22 protein-coding genes and 1 tRNA gene are annotated in these 19,941 nt (G+C 63.3%); 15 read left to right on the top strand and 8 right to left on the bottom strand.

What is annotated here, in order from left to right; genetic code table 11:
- Window positions 1–191 precede the first annotated feature (191 nt).
- Together DVK01_RS01095 and DVK01_RS01090 are read left to right on the top strand one after the other, a co-directional pair.
- On the top strand, window positions 192–2,417 hold the full coding sequence (locus tag DVK01_RS01095) for a CDC48 family AAA ATPase (RefSeq protein WP_101350548.1): 2,226 nt from the start codon (window positions 192–194) through the stop codon (window positions 2,415–2,417).
- A 183-nt stretch (window positions 2,418–2,600) separates the two neighbouring features.
- On the top strand, window positions 2,601–3,614 hold the full coding sequence (locus tag DVK01_RS01090; protein ID WP_101350547.1) for an NADP-dependent oxidoreductase: 1,014 nt from the start codon (window positions 2,601–2,603) through the stop codon (window positions 3,612–3,614).
- A 17-nt stretch (window positions 3,615–3,631) separates the two neighbouring features.
- Here DVK01_RS01090 and DVK01_RS01085 read toward each other — a convergent pair whose 3' ends face one another.
- Entirely contained in the window at window positions 3,632–4,774 is a 1,143-nt protein-coding gene (locus DVK01_RS01085) for a CBS domain-containing protein (protein ID WP_101350546.1), read from the bottom strand.
- Between the two features lie 108 nt (window positions 4,775–4,882).
- On the opposite strand from DVK01_RS01085, the gene DVK01_RS01080 reads away from it, so the two are divergent.
- Together DVK01_RS01080 and DVK01_RS01075 are read left to right on the top strand one after the other, a co-directional pair.
- Window positions 4,883–5,203, top strand: coding sequence for a lycopene cyclase domain-containing protein (locus DVK01_RS01080; protein WP_101350545.1), 321 nt, complete (start codon window positions 4,883–4,885; stop codon window positions 5,201–5,203).
- A 180-nt stretch (window positions 5,204–5,383) separates the two neighbouring features.
- On the top strand, window positions 5,384–5,875 hold the full coding sequence (locus DVK01_RS01075) for an HTH domain-containing protein (protein WP_121535123.1): 492 nt from the start codon (window positions 5,384–5,386) through the stop codon (window positions 5,873–5,875).
- Between the two features lie 7 nt (window positions 5,876–5,882).
- On the opposite strand, the gene DVK01_RS01070 is transcribed toward DVK01_RS01075, so the two are convergent.
- Together DVK01_RS01070 and DVK01_RS01065 are read right to left on the bottom strand one after the other, a co-directional pair.
- Window positions 5,883–6,236 (bottom strand): hypothetical protein, encoded by a 354-nt coding sequence (locus DVK01_RS01070; RefSeq protein WP_121535122.1) that lies wholly within the window; start codon window positions 6,234–6,236, stop codon window positions 5,883–5,885.
- A 234-nt stretch (window positions 6,237–6,470) separates the two neighbouring features.
- A tRNA-Val gene (locus DVK01_RS01065) sits at window positions 6,471–6,545 on the bottom strand.
- A gap of 177 nt (window positions 6,546–6,722) precedes the next feature.
- Between DVK01_RS01065 and trpD the strand changes: the two genes are divergently transcribed.
- The 4 genes from trpD to trpG are packed head-to-tail and all read left to right on the top strand — an operon-like array spanning window position 6,723 to window position 10,613.
- Window positions 6,723–7,718 carry an anthranilate phosphoribosyltransferase gene (gene trpD / locus DVK01_RS01060; RefSeq protein WP_101351459.1) on the top strand — a complete coding sequence of 332 codons (996 nt, stop codon included), beginning with the start codon at window positions 6,723–6,725 and terminating at the stop codon, window positions 7,716–7,718.
- On the top strand, window positions 7,715–8,359 hold the full coding sequence (locus DVK01_RS01055; protein WP_121513301.1) for a phosphoribosylanthranilate isomerase: 645 nt from the start codon (window positions 7,715–7,717) through the stop codon (window positions 8,357–8,359). Before trpD ends, DVK01_RS01055 begins: the two co-directional genes overlap by 4 nt.
- On the top strand, window positions 8,356–9,993 hold the full coding sequence (gene trpE / locus DVK01_RS01050) for an anthranilate synthase component I (protein WP_101350541.1): 1,638 nt from the start codon (window positions 8,356–8,358) through the stop codon (window positions 9,991–9,993). The genes DVK01_RS01055 and trpE overlap by 4 nt, the downstream gene beginning before the upstream one ends.
- Window positions 9,990–10,613, top strand: coding sequence for an anthranilate synthase component II (gene trpG, locus DVK01_RS01045; RefSeq protein ID WP_121535121.1), 624 nt, complete (start codon window positions 9,990–9,992; stop codon window positions 10,611–10,613). The genes trpE and trpG overlap by 4 nt, the downstream gene beginning before the upstream one ends.
- Here trpG and DVK01_RS01040 read toward each other — a convergent pair.
- On the bottom strand, window positions 10,610–10,798 hold the full coding sequence (locus tag DVK01_RS01040) for a hypothetical protein (RefSeq protein ID WP_101350539.1): 189 nt from the start codon (window positions 10,796–10,798) through the stop codon (window positions 10,610–10,612). The genes trpG and DVK01_RS01040 overlap by 4 nt on opposite strands.
- A gap of 126 nt (window positions 10,799–10,924) precedes the next feature.
- On the opposite strand from DVK01_RS01040, the gene DVK01_RS01035 reads away from it, so the two are divergent.
- The gene (locus DVK01_RS01035; protein WP_101350538.1) at window positions 10,925–11,125 is read left to right on the top strand and encodes a hypothetical protein; all 201 of its coding nucleotides are present in this window, start codon (window positions 10,925–10,927) and stop codon (window positions 11,123–11,125) included.
- A gap of 81 nt (window positions 11,126–11,206) precedes the next feature.
- Here the strand turns inward: DVK01_RS01035 and pyrF are convergent, their stop codons facing one another.
- A complete protein-coding gene (gene pyrF, locus DVK01_RS01030) occupies window positions 11,207–12,040 on the bottom strand; it encodes an orotidine-5'-phosphate decarboxylase (protein WP_121535120.1) in 834 nt (277 codons plus the stop codon).
- A 121-nt stretch (window positions 12,041–12,161) separates the two neighbouring features.
- Between pyrF and DVK01_RS01025 the strand changes: the two genes are divergently transcribed.
- On the top strand, window positions 12,162–12,644 hold the full coding sequence (locus tag DVK01_RS01025; protein ID WP_101350536.1) for a hypothetical protein: 483 nt from the start codon (window positions 12,162–12,164) through the stop codon (window positions 12,642–12,644).
- 47 nt (window positions 12,645–12,691) lie between these two features.
- On the opposite strand, the gene DVK01_RS01020 is transcribed toward DVK01_RS01025, so the two are convergent.
- Complete coding sequence (locus DVK01_RS01020; RefSeq protein WP_101350535.1) at window positions 12,692–13,036, bottom strand: hypothetical protein; 345 nt, start codon at window positions 13,034–13,036, stop codon at window positions 12,692–12,694.
- Entirely contained in the window at window positions 13,036–13,476 is a 441-nt protein-coding gene (locus DVK01_RS01015; RefSeq protein WP_101350534.1) for a DUF2240 family protein, read from the bottom strand. The genes DVK01_RS01020 and DVK01_RS01015 overlap by 1 nt, the downstream gene beginning before the upstream one ends.
- 90 nt (window positions 13,477–13,566) lie before the next feature.
- Between DVK01_RS01015 and DVK01_RS01010 the strand changes: the two genes are divergently transcribed.
- Window positions 13,567–13,938 carry a 30S ribosomal protein S8e gene (locus tag DVK01_RS01010; protein WP_101350533.1) on the top strand — a complete coding sequence of 124 codons (372 nt, stop codon included), beginning with the start codon at window positions 13,567–13,569 and terminating at the stop codon, window positions 13,936–13,938.
- A gap of 49 nt (window positions 13,939–13,987) precedes the next feature.
- Here DVK01_RS01010 and DVK01_RS01005 read toward each other — a convergent pair whose 3' ends face one another.
- The gene (locus DVK01_RS01005; protein ID WP_101350532.1) at window positions 13,988–14,986 is read right to left on the bottom strand and encodes a phosphate uptake regulator PhoU; all 999 of its coding nucleotides are present in this window, start codon (window positions 14,984–14,986) and stop codon (window positions 13,988–13,990) included.
- 308 nt (window positions 14,987–15,294) lie between these two features.
- On the opposite strand from DVK01_RS01005, the gene DVK01_RS01000 reads away from it, so the two are divergent.
- The 4 genes from DVK01_RS01000 (at window position 15,295) to pstB (ending at window position 19,939) form a co-directional block, all read left to right on the top strand.
- Window positions 15,295–16,323 carry a phosphate ABC transporter substrate-binding protein PstS family protein gene (locus DVK01_RS01000; protein ID WP_101350531.1) on the top strand — a complete coding sequence of 343 codons (1,029 nt, stop codon included), beginning with the start codon at window positions 15,295–15,297 and terminating at the stop codon, window positions 16,321–16,323.
- A gap of 83 nt (window positions 16,324–16,406) precedes the next feature.
- The gene (gene pstC, locus DVK01_RS00995) at window positions 16,407–17,417 is read left to right on the top strand and encodes a phosphate ABC transporter permease subunit PstC (protein WP_101350530.1); all 1,011 of its coding nucleotides are present in this window, start codon (window positions 16,407–16,409) and stop codon (window positions 17,415–17,417) included.
- A complete protein-coding gene (gene pstA / locus DVK01_RS00990; protein WP_101350529.1) occupies window positions 17,418–19,061 on the top strand; it encodes a phosphate ABC transporter permease PstA in 1,644 nt (547 codons plus the stop codon). It begins immediately after the preceding gene.
- Window positions 19,061–19,939 (top strand): phosphate ABC transporter ATP-binding protein PstB, encoded by an 879-nt coding sequence (gene pstB / locus DVK01_RS00985; protein ID WP_101350528.1) that lies wholly within the window; start codon window positions 19,061–19,063, stop codon window positions 19,937–19,939. Before pstA ends, pstB begins: the two co-directional genes overlap by 1 nt.
- Window positions 19,940–19,941 lie beyond the last annotated feature (2 nt).

Raw genomic sequence — 19,941 nt, 5'->3', positions numbered from 1 at the left:
ATCGGGTCCAGCCTTATGAAACGCGGCGATGGCGGCAGCCTGTGTCACTGCGTCCCAAAACAGAGGCTATTACCGCATGCTGTGCGGTGTGTTATTAGGTATCATATAAACCCGTCGCCCTGCGTCTTGGCCGCCGGTAGCATAAAGCATATCTCCGGGGCTACCCGAGTTCGTTGTAAGCAGGCTCTACTATGAACGAAGTCCAATTGGAAGTGGCGAAGGCGTACCCGAACGACTCGGGGCGCGGCATCGCCCGACTCGACCCCGACACGCTGCTGCATCTCAAGCTTTCCCCCGGCGACATCATCGAGATAGAAGGGAGCGATACGACCGCGGCCAAGGTGTGGCGGGCCGACCGACAGGACTGGAACACCGACACCGTCCGCATCGACGGCTTCACGCGCCAGAACGCAGACGTGGGCATCGGCGAGCGCGTCACCATCCGCAAGGCCGAGGCCGAGAAGGCCGACAAGCTCGTGCTCGCCCCGCCCGAGGAGGCATCGGTCCAGTTCGGCTCCGACGCCGCCGGCATGGTCAAACGCCAGATTCTCAAGCGGCCGGTCGTCGAGCGCGACATCGTCCCCGTGATGTCCTCGACGAACCACCCGTTCATGCGCTCGCCCGGACAGGCCATCCCGCTCATCGCAGTCGAGACCGAGCCGGAGGGCGTCTGTCTCATCACTGAGGACACCGAGGTCGAACTCCGCGAGGAACCCATCTCCGGGTTCGAGAAGACCGGCGGCGGCATCACCTACGAGGACATCGGCGGCCTCCAAAACGAGATTCAGCGGGTCCGCGAGATGGTCGAGCTGCCGATGAAACACCCCCAGATATTCAAGAAGCTCGGCATCGAGCCGCCACAGGGGGTCTTGCTCCACGGGCCGCCCGGCACCGGGAAGACCCTGCTCGCGAAGGCCGTCGCCAACGAAACCTCCGCCAGTTTCTTCTCTATCGCCGGCCCCGAGATAATCTCGAAGTACTACGGCGAATCGGAACAGCAGTTACGCGAGATCTTCGAGGACGCGAGCGAGGAATCGCCCTCGATTATCTTCATCGACGAGCTGGACTCCATCGCGCCCAAGCGCGAGGACGTGACCGGCGAGGTCGAGCGCCGCGTCGTCGCCCAACTGCTGACGATGATGGACGGCCTCGAATCGCGGGGCCAGGTCATCGTCATCGCCGCGACCAACCGCGTCGACAGCGTGGACCCGGCGCTTCGCCGCCCCGGCCGCTTCGACCGCGAAATCGAGATCGGCGTGCCCGACGAGGTCGGCCGCGAGGAAATCCTCCAGATTCACACCCGCGGCATGCCGCTGTCTGACGACGTGAACCTCGCCAAACTGGCGACGGACACGCACGGCTTCGTCGGAGCCGACATCGAGAGTCTGACCAAGGAGGCCGCGATGAAGGCGCTCCGGCGCTACCTCCCCGAAATCGACTTGGACGAGGAGGACATCCCGCCGAGCCTCATCGACCGCATGATAATCAAGCGCGACGACTTCAAGGGCGCGCTCAACGAGGTGAGTCCGTCGGCGATGCGGGAAGTGCTGGTGGAACTCCCGAAGGTGTCCTGGGACAGCGTCGGCGGCCTCAGCGAGCCCAAAGAGCAGGTCCAGGAGGCCGTCGAGTGGCCGATGAACTCCCCGGAGAAGTTCGAGCGCATGGGCGTGACGCCGCCGTCGGGCGTGTTGCTGTACGGTCCGCCCGGCACCGGAAAGACGCTCATGGCGAAAGCTGTCGCCAACGAGACGGACGCGAACTTCATCTCGGTCCGCGGGCCGCAACTACTCAGCAAGTGGGTCGGCGAGAGCGAGAAGGCCATCCGCCAGACGTTCCGGAAGGCTCGCCAGGTCGCCCCGACCATCATCTTCTTCGACGAACTCGACTCGCTGGCACCGGGTCGGGGCGGCGAGATGGGGTCGAACGTCTCCGAACGCGTCGTCAACCAGCTCCTGACCGAACTCGACGGGCTCGAAGAGATGGAGGACGTGATGGTCATCGGCGCGACCAACCGCCCGGACATGATCGACCCGGCCCTCATCCGCTCGGGCCGGTTCGACCGGCTGGTGATGATCGGCGAGCCCGATATCGAGGGCCGCGAGCAGATCCTGAAGATCCACACGGACGACACGCCGCTGTCGCCCGATGTGAGCCTGCGTGAACTGGCCGAAGTCAGCGAGGGCTTCGTCGGCTCGGACCTCGAATCCATTGCCCGTGAGGCCGCTATCGAGGCGCTCCGTGAGGACGACGACGCGGAGGAAGTCGAGATGCGCCACTTCCGGCAGGCGATGGACAGCGTGCGTCCGACGATTACCGACGACATCCGCGAGTACTACGAGCAGATGGAAGAGGAGTTCAGAGGGGGTTCCAGCCCACAGCGTCAGGCTGGAACCGGCGGCCGGATCGGCTTCCAGTAACGCCGGCGACCTCGATACTGCTTCTCGCTTGATTTGAACGCGTTTTCCGCTTCACCGCTCTCGATCAGCGATGCATCCCTCGTGGCTGCACAATACCCGTGGATAATTATTAGATAAACTATAAAACCGGTGCTTGTTTCTCCTTTCGAAGCCCCCTTTCAAGTCGCAAGTGTATGAGGGGTGATGTCGAACACAAACCGCGTTTACCGGCTGGCGAAGCGCCCCGAAGGGACGCCCGACCACGATACGTTCGAGCTTTCCGAGGAAGAGATCCCGGACCCGGGGCCCGGCGAGGTACTCATCAAGACGCTGTACCTCTCTGTCGACCCGTATATGCGTGACCGGATGCGAGACAGCGAATCGTATGCGGACCCGTGGGATGTGGGCGACGCGCTCAAGGGTGCTGTCGTCGGTGAGGTTGTCGAGTCCAACGGTGCACGTTTTGACGAGGGCGATGTCGTCACCGGCGAGCTAGAGTGGGCGGAGTACGCCACAGCGCCCGGACCGGTGCTCACAGAAGTCAATCCGGAGCTCGCACCCATTTCGACAGCGCTCGGCGTCTTAGGGATGCCGGGCCTGACAGCGTACTTCGGCACGCGGGAAGTCGCGCAGCCTGCGGCCGGCGACACGTTCGTCGTCACCGGCGCTGCGGGCGCCGTCGGCTCCGTGGCGGGTCAGCTCGCCAAGCTCCAGGGCGCACGCGTCGTCGGTTTCGCCGGCTCCGACGAGAAAGTCTCGTTCCTCGAAGACGACCTCGGCTTCGACGCTGGCATCAACTACAAAACGACCGACGACTACCGGGCCGCGCTGGACGAGGCCGCGCCGGACGGCGTCGACGCCTACTTCGACAACGTCGGCGGCCCGATCACCGACGCGGTGTTCACGCGACTCAACACCGACGCGCGCGTCGCCGTCTGCGGACAGATCTCGCTGTACAACAGCGAGGAGGTCCCGATGGGGCCGCGCAAGCTGACTCAGGTCATCCAGTCCCGGGCAACCGTCGAAGGGCTTCTCGTCTCCGACTTCGAGCCGCGGTTCGAGGAAGCGACGAAGCAGCTCGGTCAGTGGGTCGCCTCGGGCGACATTTCCTACCGAGAAACCGTCACCGAAGGCATCGAGAACGCGCCCGACGCGTTCCTCGGGCTGTTTGAGGGCGAGAACATCGGCAAGCAGCTCGTGCAGGTCGCCGAGCGATAGAAAAAACGAGTATCCGGTTATAGCTCGCCGAGCTTACGGAGGAGCTGGCCGCGGTACTCCTCGTCGGCCTGAACGCCTTTCAGTTCGAGGACGTTGCGTTCTAGCTTGTCGAGCGCGACGTTGAAGGCGGTTTCAGCGCCGTAGCCCTCACCGGAGCCGGCCGCCTGACCCTTGTTGGTGCGCAGGCGGATCTGACACTGGATGAGCGGCGTGCCACGGAGCTTCTCCTTGTGCTCGTGGAACCGGACGTGCGCGTGCTGGACCTGCATCGCTCCGTACTTGTCCGCGACCGTCTCGATGTCGGCCCGGATATCCGCACGGGAGATGGTGTCCAGCAGTTTTATATTCGTGATCTGGACGTCCATGTGCTCTTCTTCGGTGTAGGTCAGCGCACGGAGCACGTCGGTCTTCGTGAGGATGCCGGCGACGTGGGTGTCGTCCTCTTCCGGCGTGACGACGAGCCCGGCGAAGTCGTTTTCGAGCATCCGCGCGACGGCGTTCTCGACGGAGTCGCCGAGCTTTGCCGTCTCCACCGGACTGCTCATTACGTCGTAGACCGGCATGTCGAGCACGCGCTCGACTTCGCCGGAGCGGTCGCCCCGCGTCGTCTTGTTCATGTCCCGGACGACCACGTCGACGATGTCGTGACGCGTGACCATCCCAGTCAGGCCGTCGTCGTCACCAAGTACCGGAAGCCGGGAGATGCCGTGTTTCCGGAGGAGGTTGACGACTTGCCCGACGTTGGTGTCCTCAGAGACTGTGATGACGTCCTGCGTGTAGATGTCCTCGACGCGCAGTGCGTCGAGGTTGTCGAGAACCGCGTCGAGGATATCGTCCTCGGTGACGATACCCCAGAGCTCGCCCGCCTCGAACACCGGCGCGAGCTTGACACCACCCTCGACGAGGACGCGCGCGACCTCGCGCACGTCGTCGGTGCGCTCGACTTTCGGCGCCGAGCGCGTCATCGCCCCCGCTTTCGCGTTGTCCTCGACATGGGACTGGACCAGCTGTTTCTGCGTGATAACGCCAGCGTAGTCACCGTCTTCCGTGACGATGATACCCTTGGGGTTCTCGCGTTCGAAGATAGACCGGACTTTCCCCAAGCGCTTGTTGGCGTCAACCTCGACAAATTCTCTGGTGGCGATATCAGCAATATCCATCGTTCTTCACAATTCGTAGATTCGACGTGTGGGGTTATCAAGGTTGGTTTAGTCCCCGGAAACCGAGAGACGAACTAAGCTTTAGGCCCGTAGATCTAAGGTCGGTGTATGCTGCCTGACATCGGGGTCTTCGGCCCCTACACCTACCTAGTGACCGAGGTGATCTGGGGGAGTATCGCTCTCGTGTTGCTCTGGCGCGCGAACGCCCTCCGGATGGCGGCCAAGACCATCGTCGCGCTCTATCCGATCGCCTACGTCTGGGACTGGTACACACTGACCGTTGGTGTCTTCGAAATCAAACTCCGGACCGGTGTCGACCTGCTCGGGATTCCCATCGAAGAACATATTTTCATGATCGTCGTTCCCGCGCTCATTCTCGGTATCCACGAGAATCTCCACGGTCTTTCGTCCGGGTCGAACAGCGAATAGTAAGAAATCCGATATCGCTTTCAGCTGTTAACTACTTCCAAATTTGCGTTACAACTGGAATCGGACCGCTCACAGATACTGCTGATTTCGCGCGTATCTCGTCCTGAAAGGGCCATCTGTACTATGCAGACATCTCTCACAGTATCTATATGTGTCAGCCGGGAGTGCTGTCGGATAGCCATGAGTGATACTAACCCGACACCTCATATTGAACTGTATGTCCGGTCGATGCTGCCTGACGGCGCACACGAACGACAGGAAGCGGTCATCGACCGGCTTCAGACGCTCGACGAGAACGACCACATCGACGGGTTCAACGTCATCGTCTGGGGCAAACAGATCGCACCGCAGTCGGCCGCCGCACGGACGGAGGAAGGCAAGTACATCCTGAACCGGGTCGCCGAGTTCAAGCAGTGGGCACTGAGCAACAATGTCTCGCTGGACTCGTTCTATCAGGACACAACCGTTGATTCAGAAGTAGCGGAGTCGGCGTACGACGCTATGGCGTTGCCAGTCATGGGGCTGGCTGAATACGACGGCAGCGAACTCGTCCACGTCGCACCCTGTACGAAAGACGATGTCGTCCACACGATTATGGACCGCCTTGACCGTCTCGAAGTGGGCCAACCACCCGCTCTCGATCAAGAGGGTGGCGACGTGAGTGTCGTCTAACGGGAACCTACGAGGACCGCACCGTTTCGATATACGAGTTGAATTCGTCCGTCGTCGACAGCGCTTCAAGCACTTCATCCGGGTCTCCAGCCAGTCCGTATCCCGGCCGCCCTTTCCCCGTGGGTGACTCCGTCTTTTCGTTGCTCAGGAGTCCCTTCTCGGCGAGTTGTCCCAGCACCGAGATGACCTTCTGGCGCTCGACGCCGCCGAAGGGCTGTCGGTCGATATCTGCGAGGTGCGCTTTCATTGTCTGCGTCACGTGATAGGAGTGGACTGGCGTTTCACCGGCGGTTTCGAGTTCCACAACGGCCAGCAGCACGAACTGTTCGAACGCGTCCGCCGACTGGACCTGATCTCTCATATAGATGACTCTAACGCGGTTGGGGCAAGAAACTATGGGACGGTTCTGCCGGCCGATCGGTCTGCTTCCGGCTTCGTCGGGGTGCGCCAGTGTCGTACTCATTCCCGACGACAACGGGAGTGGACTCGGGAGGATTGTGGTCCACGTCGAGACGGGTGCGTTTGCACAGACTCGGCGAACCAACGCCAGCAATCGCTGCAGACTTGCTTCGCTCGCCGGCAGGGATAGTAGAAATGGGTTCGGGCGGATTTGAACCGCCGGCCTCCTCCATGTCAAGGAGGTGTCATAACCGACCTAGACCACGAACCCTCACTGCGAGGTACACCACATTGTTTCCGGCGGGTGTAATTGAAGGTTTCGAATTCCGTATCGCTACGTTGTCTGTTGATTGTCCACACGTATCCGTCAACGGGCAAAGTCCCGATAGGCTTAAGTCAATGTACGGATTTGTACATCACAACACGAAAGAGTCCATTGGTGAATACAATGAAAGAGTATATTGAACGCGTCACCGACGGTGAAGACCTGACACAGGACGAGGCTCGGACCGTCGCGACGACTGTCTTCGAGGATGCGACCGAGGCACAGATCGGAGCGCTCCTGACGGCACTGCGGGCAAAGGGGGAGACAGAGGCCGAGATCGCTGGCTTCGCGGAGGGGATGCGAGACGCCGCACGGACCATTCGGCCCGACCGCGAGGGGCTTGTCGACACCTGCGGGACCGGTGGCGACGACTACAACACAATCAACGTCTCGACGACGAGCGCCATTGTCGCGGCCGGGGCTGGCGTCCCGATTGCCAAACACGGCAACTACTCTGTCTCTTCATCGTCTGGGAGCGCCGACGTGCTCGAAGAGGTCGGCGTCGACATCGAGGCCGAACCGCCGGCTGTCGAGGAGACGATTGAACGAGACGGGATCGGCTTCATGCTCGCACCCGTGTTCCACCCGGCGATGAAGGCCGTTATCGGCCCGCGCCAGGAACTCGGGATGCGGACTGTGTTCAATATTCTCGGCCCGCTGACGAACCCTGCCGATGCGGACGCACAGGTGCTTGGCGTCTACGACCCGGACCTCGTGCCCGTGATGGCCGAAGCGCTGGCTCGACTGGATGTCGAGCGGGCGCTGGTCGTCCACGGCGACGGCCTCGACGAGATTGCAGTCCACGGCGAGACGGTTGTCGCGGAAGTAACCGGCGACCGGATCGCGGAGTACACCATCTCCCCGGAAGACATGGGGCTTGAGACACATGACATCGAGGCCATGGCGGGCGGCGAGCCCGCGGAGAACGCCGCCGACCTTCGTGGCATCGTCTCCGGAGAGATCACCGGGGCGAAGCGGGACATCATCCTCGCTAACGCTGGCGCAGCCATCTACGTCGCCGGTGTCGCCGACACGCACGAGGCGGGGGTCGAACAGGCCCGGCAGGCTATCGAGTCGGGCGCGGCGGCCGACAAACTCGACGATCTGATCGGGGCATGACGCGCGTGAAGATCTGTGGCGTGACGGACAGCACGGACCGCGATGCCGTCGTTACGACCGGCGCTGACGCGGTCGGCGTCATCCACGGTGTCCCGGTCGACACACCACGGGAAGTCGATGCGGCCACTGCCGAGAAGCTCGCCGACGGCGTCCCGCCGTTCGTGACGAGCGTACTGGTGACGATGCCGACGACGGTTCAGGAGGCCGTCAGGCGCGTCGACAGGATCGAACCCGACGCAGTGCAGGTCCACGACGGACTCTCACCGGCAGAACTCGGGGCCCTCGACAGCCGCATCACCCAGGATATCGTCGCCGTCGTCGAGGCGGACGCGCCAGCCATCGAGAGCTATGCCACCCACGCCGACGCCTTGCTCGTGGACTCAGTCGACGCCGACGGCGGCGGCGGCACGGGCGAGACACACGACTGGGAGCGCACGCGCGACCTCGTCGACTCGCTGGATGTGCCCATCGTGCTGGCCGGCGGACTGACCCCTGAGAACGTGGCCGACGCCGTCGAGACGGTCGAACCGTTCGCCGTCGACGTGGCGAGCGGCGTGGAGTCCGCTGGCGGCACGAAAGACCACGACGCGGTCAGCCGGTTCGTCCGGAACGCCAAGCAAGCAGCGGAGGGAGCGGTATGACCCTCGATATCTCCCGCGAGGAGTTCGTCGAACACGCCAAGGCCGACCGCCCGGTCGTCGTCCGCACCGCCGCGGAGCTGGACGTCGACGTGGAACCGCTGACCGCGTACGCAGCGCTGACCGGCCGCACGAGTGACGTAGCCGCAAACGATTACACGTTCCTGCTGGAAAGCGCCGAGAAGGTCGCCTCCAGCGACCCCGACGGCGCGTTCGCGCCGGAGACCGACGACCGCCACGCCCGCTTCTCCTTCGTCGGCTACGACCCGCGCGCTGTCGTTACCGTGACCGGCGACGAGAGCGAGGTCGAGGCGTTCGACGACCGCTACGCCGACCTCGTGACGACCGATGGCGGCGACGTGGTTGATGACCTCCGGGCCGCGATGCCCGATGTGGCGCTGCGGAACTTCCCGGAGATGGACCGCCAGCATCTCGAAGGCGGCCTCGTCGGCTTCCTCTCCTATGACGCCGTCTACGACCTCTGGCTCGACGAGGTCGGCTTGGACCGCCCCGACTCGCGGTTCCCGGACGCGCAGTTCGTCCTCACGACGTCGACGGTCCGATTCGACCACGTCGAGGATACTGTCTCGCTCGTGTTCACACCTGTTGTCAGGCAAGGCGAGGACGCCGGCGAGCGCTACGACGAACTGGTCGCCGAGGCCGAACGGGTCGAGGCCGTGCTGACGGACCTCGCCCCGCTGGAGACTGACGGCTTCCGCCGCGAGGACGAAGTTGCTGGTCCGCAAGACGAGTACGAGGACGCCGTCGAACGCGCCAAGGAGTACGTCCTCTCGGGGGACATTTACCAGGGCGTCATCTCGCGGACCCGCGAGCTGTACGGCGAGGTCGACCCGCTGGGCTTCTACGAGGCGCTCCGGGCGGTGAACCCCTCGCCGTACATGTATCTGCTGGGCTACGACGACCTGACCATCGTCGGCGCGAGCCCGGAGACGCTGGTCTCGGTCGCCGGCGACCACGTCGTCTCGAACCCCATCGCGGGGACGTGCCAGCGCGGAAACTCCCCCGTCGAGGACCGCCGCCTCGCCGGCGAGATGCTCGCCGACGGGAAGGAGCGGGCCGAACACACCATGCTGGTCGACCTGGCGCGCAACGACGTGCGCCGCGTCGCCGAGGCCGGGAGCGTCCGCGTTCCTGAGTTCATGAACGTCCTCAAGTACAGCCACGTCCAGCACATCGAATCCACGGTCACTGGCCGGCTCGCCGCGGACAAGGACGCCTTCGACGCCGCCCGCGCGACGTTCCCGGCGGGGACCCTCTCGGGCGCGCCGAAGATTCGCGCCATGGAGATAATCGACGAACTCGAACGCTCGCCGCGTGGCCCCTACGGCGGCGGCGTCGGCTACTTCGACTGGGACGGGGACACCGACTTCGCCATCGTCATCCGCTCGGCCACGGTCGAGGACGAGGGCGACCGGGACCGCATCACCGTCCAGGCCGGCGCGGGCATCGTCGCGGATTCGGACCCCGAAAGCGAGTACGTCGAGACCGAGCAGAAAATGGACGGCGTGCTGACGGCGCTGGAGGAAATCGAAGGGGAACCGGTCGACACGACTGTGGGTGCCGACGACACCGAGGCTGCGAGCGGAGCCGACGGCCCCGAGGAGGTGACCCGATGAGTGCGTCACAGCCCGCTGGTGTGGACGCTGTCAGGGATGACCTCCGGGTGCTGTTCGTCGACAACTTCGACTCCTTTACGTACAATCTCGTCGAGTACGTCTCCGAACACGCAGAGACCGAAGTCGTCCGCAACACCGCGACGCTCGACGAGGTCAAGGCGTTCGACCCCGACGCCATCATCCTGTCGCCGGGGCCGGGCCATCCGAAGAACGAGCGGGATGTCGGTGTCACGCTGGAGGTCCTCCGCGAGGTCAGCCCTGACGTGCCGACGCTCGGGGTCTGTCTGGGCCTCGAATCGGCGGTGTACGCCTACGGCGGTAGCATCGGTCGTGCGCCGGAGCCGATTCACGGCAAGGCGTTCCCTATCGACCACGACGAGACGGGGGTCTTCGAGGGCCTGGAACAGGGGTTTCAGGGCGGGCGCTATCACTCGCTCATCGCCGAGGACGTGCCCGACGAGTTCGTCGTCAGCGCGACCACGGAGACCGAGGACGGGACAGAGCTGGTGATGGGTGTCCGCCACCGCGAATATCCCATCGAGGCCGTCCAGTTCCATCCGGAGTCGGTCCTGACTGCGGTCGGCCACGACGTGATTCGGAACTTCCTCGCCGGCCTCTAGATGACCTGAAAGCCCAGCAGTCCGAGTATCCAGAGGACGGCGACGGCGATGATAGCGATGATAACGAGCCGCCACGCCACCTTCATCACGAGCCGACCGACCAGCAGGACCACGGCGATAGCCAGCAAGCCGACGAGTATCGCTGGCAGCGATGGCAGCGCTCCAAGCTGAAGGAGTGGCAACATACTACAGATAGGAATAGCCACGGGGAAATACTTCGTGGCCGGCGGGGACTGTCCCGGCACGGGTTGCTGAACACTGCACGCTCACACCGCCAAAGATTCAAACGGCCAGCTGTGCTACCCACTATCATGAGCGTCGCCGGACTGTGTGAACTCTGTGAGCGCCCCGACGTGGACCACACCTGCGACAGGTGCGGGCGACTCGTCTGTGATCGCCACTGGGACGACGACACCGGGATGTGCGTCGAGTGTGGCGCAGAGGTCGGTCGGCCGGGCGACCGCGTCTCGCCGGAAGACATGCCTGACGGCGTGGACACGTTCCGCTTCTGATACTGTCGGCTGTAATCACGTACCGAATGTTGCCACCTCGAACTGGCGAATATCTCCACGAAGGTACGGCTACCATACGAGCTACCGGAACTGATTCAATCGCTCTTTGAGCTGTCGTGCCGACTGGCCGGCGGCCTTGAAAAACGCGCCACCAGAGTCATCGCGCCGCGCGTCAGCGTCCTCGCCGGCGAAGATGATACCCCGCGAGGAGTTGACGAGGCCGACGCCGTCGGCGAGGCCGTGCTCGACGGCGGCCTCGGCGTCGCCGCCCTGCGCGCCGACGCCGGGGACGAGAAACGGAATGTCTGGAACCAGTTCGCGGATTTCCTCGAGTTCGTCGGGGTTTGTCGCACCGACGACGAGACCGACGTTCCCGTTGCCGTTCCAGAGGTCAGCGAGGTGGACGACGCGCTCGTACAGTTTCTCGCCGGAGGCCAGTTCGAGGTCCTGTAAGTCCTCGCCGCCGGGGTTCGAGGTGCGCCCGAGAACGAACACCCCTTTGTCCGCGCACTGGAGGAACGGCTCCAGCGAGTCTCGTCCGAGAAAGGGGTTGACCGTGATGGCGTCGGCGGCGGGGCCTGCCTCGTCGTCGAGAATCTGGGCGTACTGCCGTGCGGTGTTGCCGATGTCGCCCCGCTTGGCGTCCAGCAAGACCGGCACGTCTTTGCCGTGTGCGTAGGCGATGGTTTCTTCGAGGGCGCGCCAGCCGTCGGGGTCCTCGTAGAAGGCGGCGTTTGGCTTGTAGCACGCGGCGTGCTCGTGGGTCGCGTCGATAATCCGGCGATTGAACTGCCAGCGCGGGAGGTCGGCGTCCAGCACGCTGTCTGGGAGGCGGTCGGGGTCCGGGTCGAGACCGACCGATACCACGCTGTCGGCGGTCGCGATGCGGTCCGCGAGGCGGTCGAAGAAGTGCATAGATACCGCGGCGGTTGGCAGCGATACAAGCGTTTCCTTCTCGTGTCGCCCCTTGCTTCGGTGGAATCAGATTTGATACTTCTTCCGCTGTCTATTTCACACCGGAGGGAGAAGCCCGCGTATGGATCGTTTCGTGGATGTCGGTCACGTGGCCGAGACTCTCCCAGACCTGAGCGAAGCCCTGGATGACCCACGGCTGCGGCAGTTCGGACTCGTCGGCGGTGTCGTGCTCGTGGCCCTCGGCGCGCTTCTGTCGCTCGCGCCCGCGTCCGAGCAGTGGCTGTTCTGGTCGTACGCCGTCGCCGCGACGCTGGTGTTTATCGGCGTCCCACTGCTGTGTCTCGGCCTCGCCGCCCCCGACCCGGAACCCGGGTCGCTGTTCCATCTCGGTATCGAACTGACGACGACACAGCGCCGGGCCGTCGCGCTGGGCTCGCTCTGTATCACAGTGACACCGATTGTCATCGCCCTCGGGACGCCGCTTGGCCTTCCAACGCTGGTGCTTGCTATCGCTGCCGTGACAGCTATACTCGGCTCCGTGCTCATCCTGACCGGATTCGTCGCATGGACGTCGGCAGCTATCGCTGAGCCGAGCCGTCACTGAGTGCAGTTCAGTCGGTGTCCAACCGTTTCCGTCCTCCGAAAGACCGTCTACCCCGAGAGAGTCTGCTCCAGCACGTCGACCGTGGCTTTCACCGCCGCGCCGCTGTGAACAACAACGGTCCCCCCGTCGGCTGTGATATCGTTACGCTCTGGGACGGTTACGGGCTCCGCGTTCAGGACCAGTCGGGCCGTCTCCGGCGTCACCTCGACAACCGCCACTTCAGTGTCGTTGGCCGTCACACGGTAGGCGAAAGCCCCGTCAGGCGTCGGCTCCACGTCTCTGTCCGCATCAACGACGGAAATGTCCGCGAACGGGCCGCGCTGGAGACCGGTCAACTCCGAGGCGAGCAACTGCCCGATCCGCCGGCCGTCAGTGATTCTGTCCTTGACCATCAGAGTTCCTCCCGAACGTCCGCCGCGATAGCTTCGACATCGACACTCTCACTTCGCGCATACACGACAGCCGCGGCCTCAAGCGTAACGCCGATGTCGGACTGAAGCGCGTTGATGCCGGCGACGGCGGTTTGCTTTTCGATGCCGGCCTCGACGACAGCGTCGAGCACCCGCTCGAACGTCGACCGCGACTGCAGGATTTCCTCGCCGGGCGTGAACCCATCCGGGATGTCGGTGTGCGTGGCGTCGAATCCGACGACGAGGTCGTCGTCGTCCCGTTCGACTAACCCCTCGCTTGCGGCCACATCGACCAGTGTCTTGGCCTGGTCGGGCGAGAACCAGTTCCGGTCCAGCGAGAGCGCGACGACGAACTCGCTTTCCGCCATCCGGTCGGTTCCACGCTGGCGGAACGGCGCGGCGACGGCCGTCTTCAGACTCATCGTCAGAGCAACCGCTCGGCACGGGGGTAACGATTACGATGGCGAGTCGGCATCGAACGGTTCAAGTAGCCGCTGGGTCTTCCTTCCCCTATGAAAGACCAGGGACGCTCCCCTCGCAAGCGGACAGGCGGACGCCGACGACCGAACCACAAGAAGAAGAAACACGAGCTCGGGAAGGACACCGTCGAGACGCAGGTCGGCGAGCAGCGACTGAAGACCGTTGACTCCCGCGGCAACACCCAGAAGGTCCGTGCGGTCAAGACCGACGTTGCGAGCATCGCTGACGGCGCGGAAACCATCGAGGCGACCATCGAGAACGTCGTGGAGAACCCGTCGAACCCGAACTACGCCCGGCGAAACATCATCACGAAAGGCGCAATCCTCGAAACCACCGAGGGACGTGCCCGCGTGACCTCCCGTCCCGGGCAGCACGGGCAGGTCAACGCCGTGCTTGTCGAGTAATCCGGCGCGCAATCAGCGTTTTTAGCTGGCCACAGGTTCGGAGCGACAGCTACGGCCGTGGCGCAGCCTTCTGGAGTGCGCTTTCGGCGATATTGCCACCGTAGTCTGCAGTCCGGGACAGCGAGTCAACCACGCGACCAAGTAGTTGTGCGCTCTGTGGATCTAGCTCCCTGACTTTTCCGTCGACCTCGCGGGCGGTTTCATCGACTTCGGGAATGCGGGACCGAGCCTCGTTTGCCAGCTCGACGGCCTCGTCGTTGTCGTCAGCTAACAGCGCATCCATCGCGGTTTCGGGGACCGCAATGGCTTCGGTCTCCAGCTGGTCGAGAAGGTCGGCGGTTTCGCCGGTGATTTCGTCAATCTCCTGTGAGAGGCCGGCGATCTTGGTCGCGTGGTCGGCGATGCGTTCGAGTTGCCGGGCGCTGGACTGGTAATCGAACACAGTCTCACGCGGGAAGCCGATCTCGTTAGCCGCTGTCGGGTTCCGGAGGACGGTTCGGAACACACGGGAGACCATGTACCAGAGCCGGTCTACGTCGTCGTCGCGTTGCATCACGTCTTCTGCGAGGTCGTTGTCGTCCTCGATGAGCGCCTCGACAGCATCGGAGAGCATCGTTAGCGACACGAGTCGCATACGTGTGATGGCGTTGAGAACAGAGAGTTCCGAGGAGTCAAGCAGGTCCTGCAGAACAACACGGGCAGCCGTTTCCTCGATCATCTCGAGGCCGACCAGTCCCTGGGTCGCATCGCGGATGATGCGTCGCTGCTCGGCCGTGATCCGAGCGGCTTCCAGTCGGATGATGTCGAAGCCGCTGACGTACATCGTCATCACTGCCCGCGTGAGTTCGTGCCTGTTTTCCAGGCCGGTCACGTCCAGCGCTCCCTCGACGTGGTCGTCGCCGTGCTGTGGCGAGACCAGTAGCAGGTCGTCTTCGGCGTAGAATTCGACGATACTGCCGCTCTCGACACCGTTCTCTGTCGCCCATTCCTTCGGTAATGAGACGGTATACGTGGACCCACCCGTCAACTGTACTTTGCGCGTCTCCATAGTACTACAAATACACGCCAGAGATTTATAAAATATGATTTGACTATATATTAGCCATCGGTGCTCTATCAGATGCTGCCATGGAATCACAACCCACTGTGAAAGCACTATTCCAAGTGGTCTGCCACCACCGGAGTATGTGATGGATTTCGCTCTGTATTAGGATTAAAACGGCTTCAGACGGCCGCTGAATCGGTTTAACGGCATAGCTTGGTAGGAGAACACAATAATATATAGCAGTATATAGCGTTTATATCTGGATATAGGGCTAATAGTAGGGTACTTATCCGCTCTTCATCTGGAACTGGATGATGACAGATTCACCGAGCGGTGGTTTCTCCCGCCGTCGTTTTCTGACGAGCTCCGGTGCAATCGGAGCGCTGGCACTGGCCGGCTGTACTGAACAGTCCTCTGATGGCAGTGACGGAAGCACCGGTAACAACGGTGGCAGCACCGACAGTAGCGGCAGCGGACAGCTGTCCGGTGAAATTACGATCACGGGGAGCAGCACGGTGTTCCCCCTCGCGACGGCCGTCGCAAACGAATTCCAGAAGCAACACGGCCAAGTCAACATCAGTCTCTCCTCTACGGGGTCCGGTGGCGGCTTCAGCAACCACTTCTGTGTCGGAAACGCCGAGTTCAACAACGCCTCACGGCCGATTTCTAGCGAAGAGAAGCAGCTCTGTGCCGATAACGACATTGAGTTCCACGAGATTCAGGTCGCCACCGACGCGGTGACCGTTATCGTCAACACGGAGAACGACTGGGTCGATTGCGTGACGCCGGAGCAGCTCAGACAGATGTGGCGCGCAGACGGTGCGTCGACCTGGGCGGACGTGAATTCGGACTGGCCCGATGAGCCGATCAACCGGTTCGGTGCCGCCGACACGTCCGGGACGTTCGATTACTTCAACGAGGCGATTCTCGGCGAGGAAGCGGACCACACCAGCAACTACGAAGCCACCGAACAGGATAACCTCATCCTGCAGGGCGTCCAGCAGGACCAGTACGCCATCGGCTACTTCGGTTTCGCCTACTACCAGAGTAACACGGACGCAGTCACGGCACTCAGCATTGACAACGGCGACGGCTGTGTCGAGCCTTCACTGGAGACAGCCAAGGCCGGCGACTACCAGCCCCTTTCTCGCCCCCTGTTCACCTATCCACAGAAGGGCGCGCTCGCCGAGGAGCACGTCGCCGAGTTCGCTCGGTATTTCATCGAACAGAGCGCCAACACTGAACTCGTCGCCGAGGACATCGGCTACGTCCCACGGACAGAGGAAGCGATGCAGGCGGAACTCGACGCCCTCAACGAAGTTATCGACGAGGTTCAGTAACGAGTCAGCTATATAGACAGTAGAGAACTACAGATACAATCACGCACTTTTCCCGAGATACATAGAATGAGCGAACAACACCGATGAGCAACGAAGGACAGACGCCAGACCTAGCAGGGGATCGAGGGTTCAGGTCGGTCCGTGAGTCGGCATACAAATACGCGCTGGCGGGCTGTGCCGTCCTATCCGTCCTGACGACGGTGAGTATCATCGGGGTGCTCGTCCTGGACGCCGCGGAGTTTTTCGCCGAGGTGCCAGTCCTCGCGTTCTTGACCGGAACGACGTTCAGCCCGAACCTCGAACCGGTCTCGTTCGGCGTGTTGCCCCTCGTTCTCGGGACGATTCTCATCACCATCGGCGCGGGCGCGCTCGCGCTCCCGACCGGCGTGTTGACCGCGATATACCTCAGTGAGTACGCGAGCGACCGCACGCGGTCGATACTCAAACCGATGCTCGAAGTGCTCGCCGGCGTCCCGACCGTCGTCTACGGCTACTTCGCTATCGTCTACGTCACGCCCGCGCTGAACGCCGCAATCACGTGGCTCAACGGCGCGTTCGGGACCGGCTTCGACGAGCTGGGGCTGTTCAACGGGCTCTCGGCTTCCATCGTCGTCGGCATCATGATTATCCCGATGGTCTCCTCTATCAGCGAGGACGCGATGAGTTCGGTCCCGGACTCACTGCGCCAGGCCGGCTACGGCCTCGGAGCGACGAAGTTCAATGTCTCACTGACTATCGTCGTGCCGGCGGCGGTTTCCGGTATCGCCTCGTCGTTCATCCTCGCTATCTCGCGGGCCATCGGCGAGACGATGGCTGTCGTACTGGCCGCGGGGTCGCAGCCGCCGGATATACCGCCCGTCCAGCAGGCCTTCGGCATCCCGTACGTGGCACCGGCTGACGTGATCGGGCTCTTTACCGAGAGCTCTGCGACAATGACCGTCGCGATGGTCAACATCGCACAGGGGGACATCTCCGGCGGGTCGACCGCGTACCAGTCACTGTTCGCTATCGGGCTCACGCTGTTCGTCATCACGCTGGCGATGAACGTCGTCAGCGACCTCGTGGCGAGTCGCTACCGGGAGGTTTACGAGTAAATGGCCACGACATCACCGACCGAGACCGAGTTCGGCGAGGTCAGCCGAATCAAAGGCATCGTCTTCAAGTACATCTCGTTTGCTGCGTCTATCGTCGGTATCCTCGCGCTCGGCGTGTTGCTCGCGTACGTGTTCTGGGACGCGCTGGGCCTAGAGAGCGCTGGCACCGGCTGGTACCTCGCGTACACGGGCACGCTGCTCGTCCCGCTGCTCGCGTTCTTCGCCTACGCCCGGACACGGCCCGCCGTCGTCGCGGGGACGTTCGAACTGTTCAGCATGACGCTGGCCGGCGTCCTGCTGACCGGCGCGGGCGTCATCATCCTCTCGATTATCGCCAGCCCCGGGGTGTGGTTCGCGTACTTCCTGACCGTCGTCGGGCCCATCGTCGGCCTGTACGTCTACGGCCAGTACGACCGCGAGGCGACCTGGGTCGGCCTGGCGATGCTCGGGGTGGTACTGCTCGGCCCGGTCGTCGGGACGCTCGGGCTGGGCCCGCTGACCGCGGTCGGCGCGTTGCTCGGCTCGCCCGGCATCTACTTCCTGTCGCTCGTGGTCCCCGCGGCCGCCGTCGCCGCGTACCTCTCGGCGGAACGGCTGGATTTCTCCCGCCGGCGGAGCCTGGGTATCGGTGTGGGCCTTCCGGTTCTGGCCATCGCCGCCGTCCCGCTGGTCGACACCGTGCCGGCCATCTCGCGGTCGGTCTGGCTCATCGGGCTCGTGTTGCTCGGCCTCCCGGCCGGGTTCGCGGTCGCGAACACGGCCCGAACCCGCGAGCGGTGGCCGGCGTTTGCCTTCCCCGCAATCGTTGCTCTCGGGTTCCTCGCGGGCGAGGCCGTCGTCACCGCCATCGGCGCGACGCCGCCGACCCCGTGGCTCGACTGGCAGTACGTCACCAGCGGCCCGTCCCAGACCGCGGCGGAGGCGGGACTGTACCCCGCCATCATCGGCTCGATATTCCTCATCGTGCTGGTGAGCGTGTTCACCTTCGTCTTCGGCGTCGGCGCGGCCATCTACCTCGAAGAGTACGCGCCCGGCAGCGGCCCGCTGGCCGCCATCACGCGGATTATCAAGGTGAACATCTCGAACCTCGCCGGCGTTCCCTCAGTCGTGTACGGCCTGCTGGGGCTGGGCATCTTCGTCAACATCGAGTCCCAGCTCGGCCCGTTCACCTACGCCGGCTTCGGCGTCGGGACGGTGCTGACAGCCGCGATGACCCTGTCTCTGCTCATCCTGCCCATCGTCATCATCTCCGCACAGGAGGCGATTCGGTCCGTGCCGGACTCGCTGCGGCAGGCGTCCTACGGGATGGGCGCGACCCGGTGGCAGACGATTCGGAACGTCGTCCTGCCGCGCTCGCTGCCGGGCATCCTCACCGGGACGATTCTCGCGCTCGGGCGGGCTATCGGCGAGACCGCACCGCTTATTATGGTCGGCGCAGCGACGACGAAGTTCTCCCCGCCGAGCGGGCTGTTCGGCAAGCTCACCGCGATGCCGATGCAGATTTTCGCCTGGGCGTTCGAACCGAGCGACGAATTCCGGTACGGCGTCGTCGCGGCCGGCGTCGTGACGCTGCTCATCGTCATGCTGACGATGAACTCAGTTGCGATTCTCGTACGGAACAAATATCAACAGGAGGCAAACTAATGACTTCACAGGACATGGCCAGCGACACCGACGTTGAGACCGACGACGACTCCCTCGTGACGACCGACCCCGGCAAAGGCGGTCTGGACGAGAACGCCGACCGCGGCTCGGTCGGGCAAAGCGGGGCGGGGACCGTCATTGAGTCCCGCAGTCTCGACGTGTTCTACGGCGAGACCCAGGCGCTCCAGGACATCGACCTGGCCATTCCGGAGAACCAGGTGACGGCGATGATCGGCCCCTCGGGCTGTGGCAAATCGACGTTCCTGCGGTGTATCAACCGCATGAACGACCTCATCGACATCGCCCGCATCGATGGGGAGCTCATGTTCAAGGGGAAAAACGTCTACGACACTGACGTGGATCCGGTGGCTCTCCGACGCCGAATCGGAATGGTGTTCCAGCACCCGAACCCGTTCCCGAAGAGCATCTACGACAACGTCGCCTACGGCCTCCGCATTCAGGACAAGACCGATAACATAGACGAGGTGGTAGAGCAGTCTTTGAAGAAAGCGGCGCTGTGGGACGAGGTCAAAGACCGGCTCGACGAGTCGGCCCTCGATCTCTCTGGCGGGCAACAGCAGCGACTGTGCATCGCCCGCGCCATCGCCGTCGACCCCGAGGTCATCCTGATGGACGAACCGGCCTCGGCGCTTGACCCCATCGCCACCTCACAGATAGAGGACCTCATCGAGGAACTGGCCGAGGAGTACACTGTCGTCATCGTGACTCACAACATGCAGCAGGCGGCCCGCATCTCCGATAAGACGGCCGTCTTCCTCACCGGCGGCGAACTCGTCGAGTTCGACGACACGGACAAGATATTCGAGAACCCCGACAGCCAGCGCGTCGAGGACTACATCACTGGGAAGTTCGGATAGCC

Source organism: Haloarcula sp. Atlit-120R (assembly GCF_003665885.1).
GTDB lineage: Archaea > Halobacteriota > Halobacteria > Halobacteriales > Haloarculaceae > Haloarcula > Haloarcula taiwanensis.
This window is presented reverse-complemented; position numbering and strand designations above follow the sequence as displayed.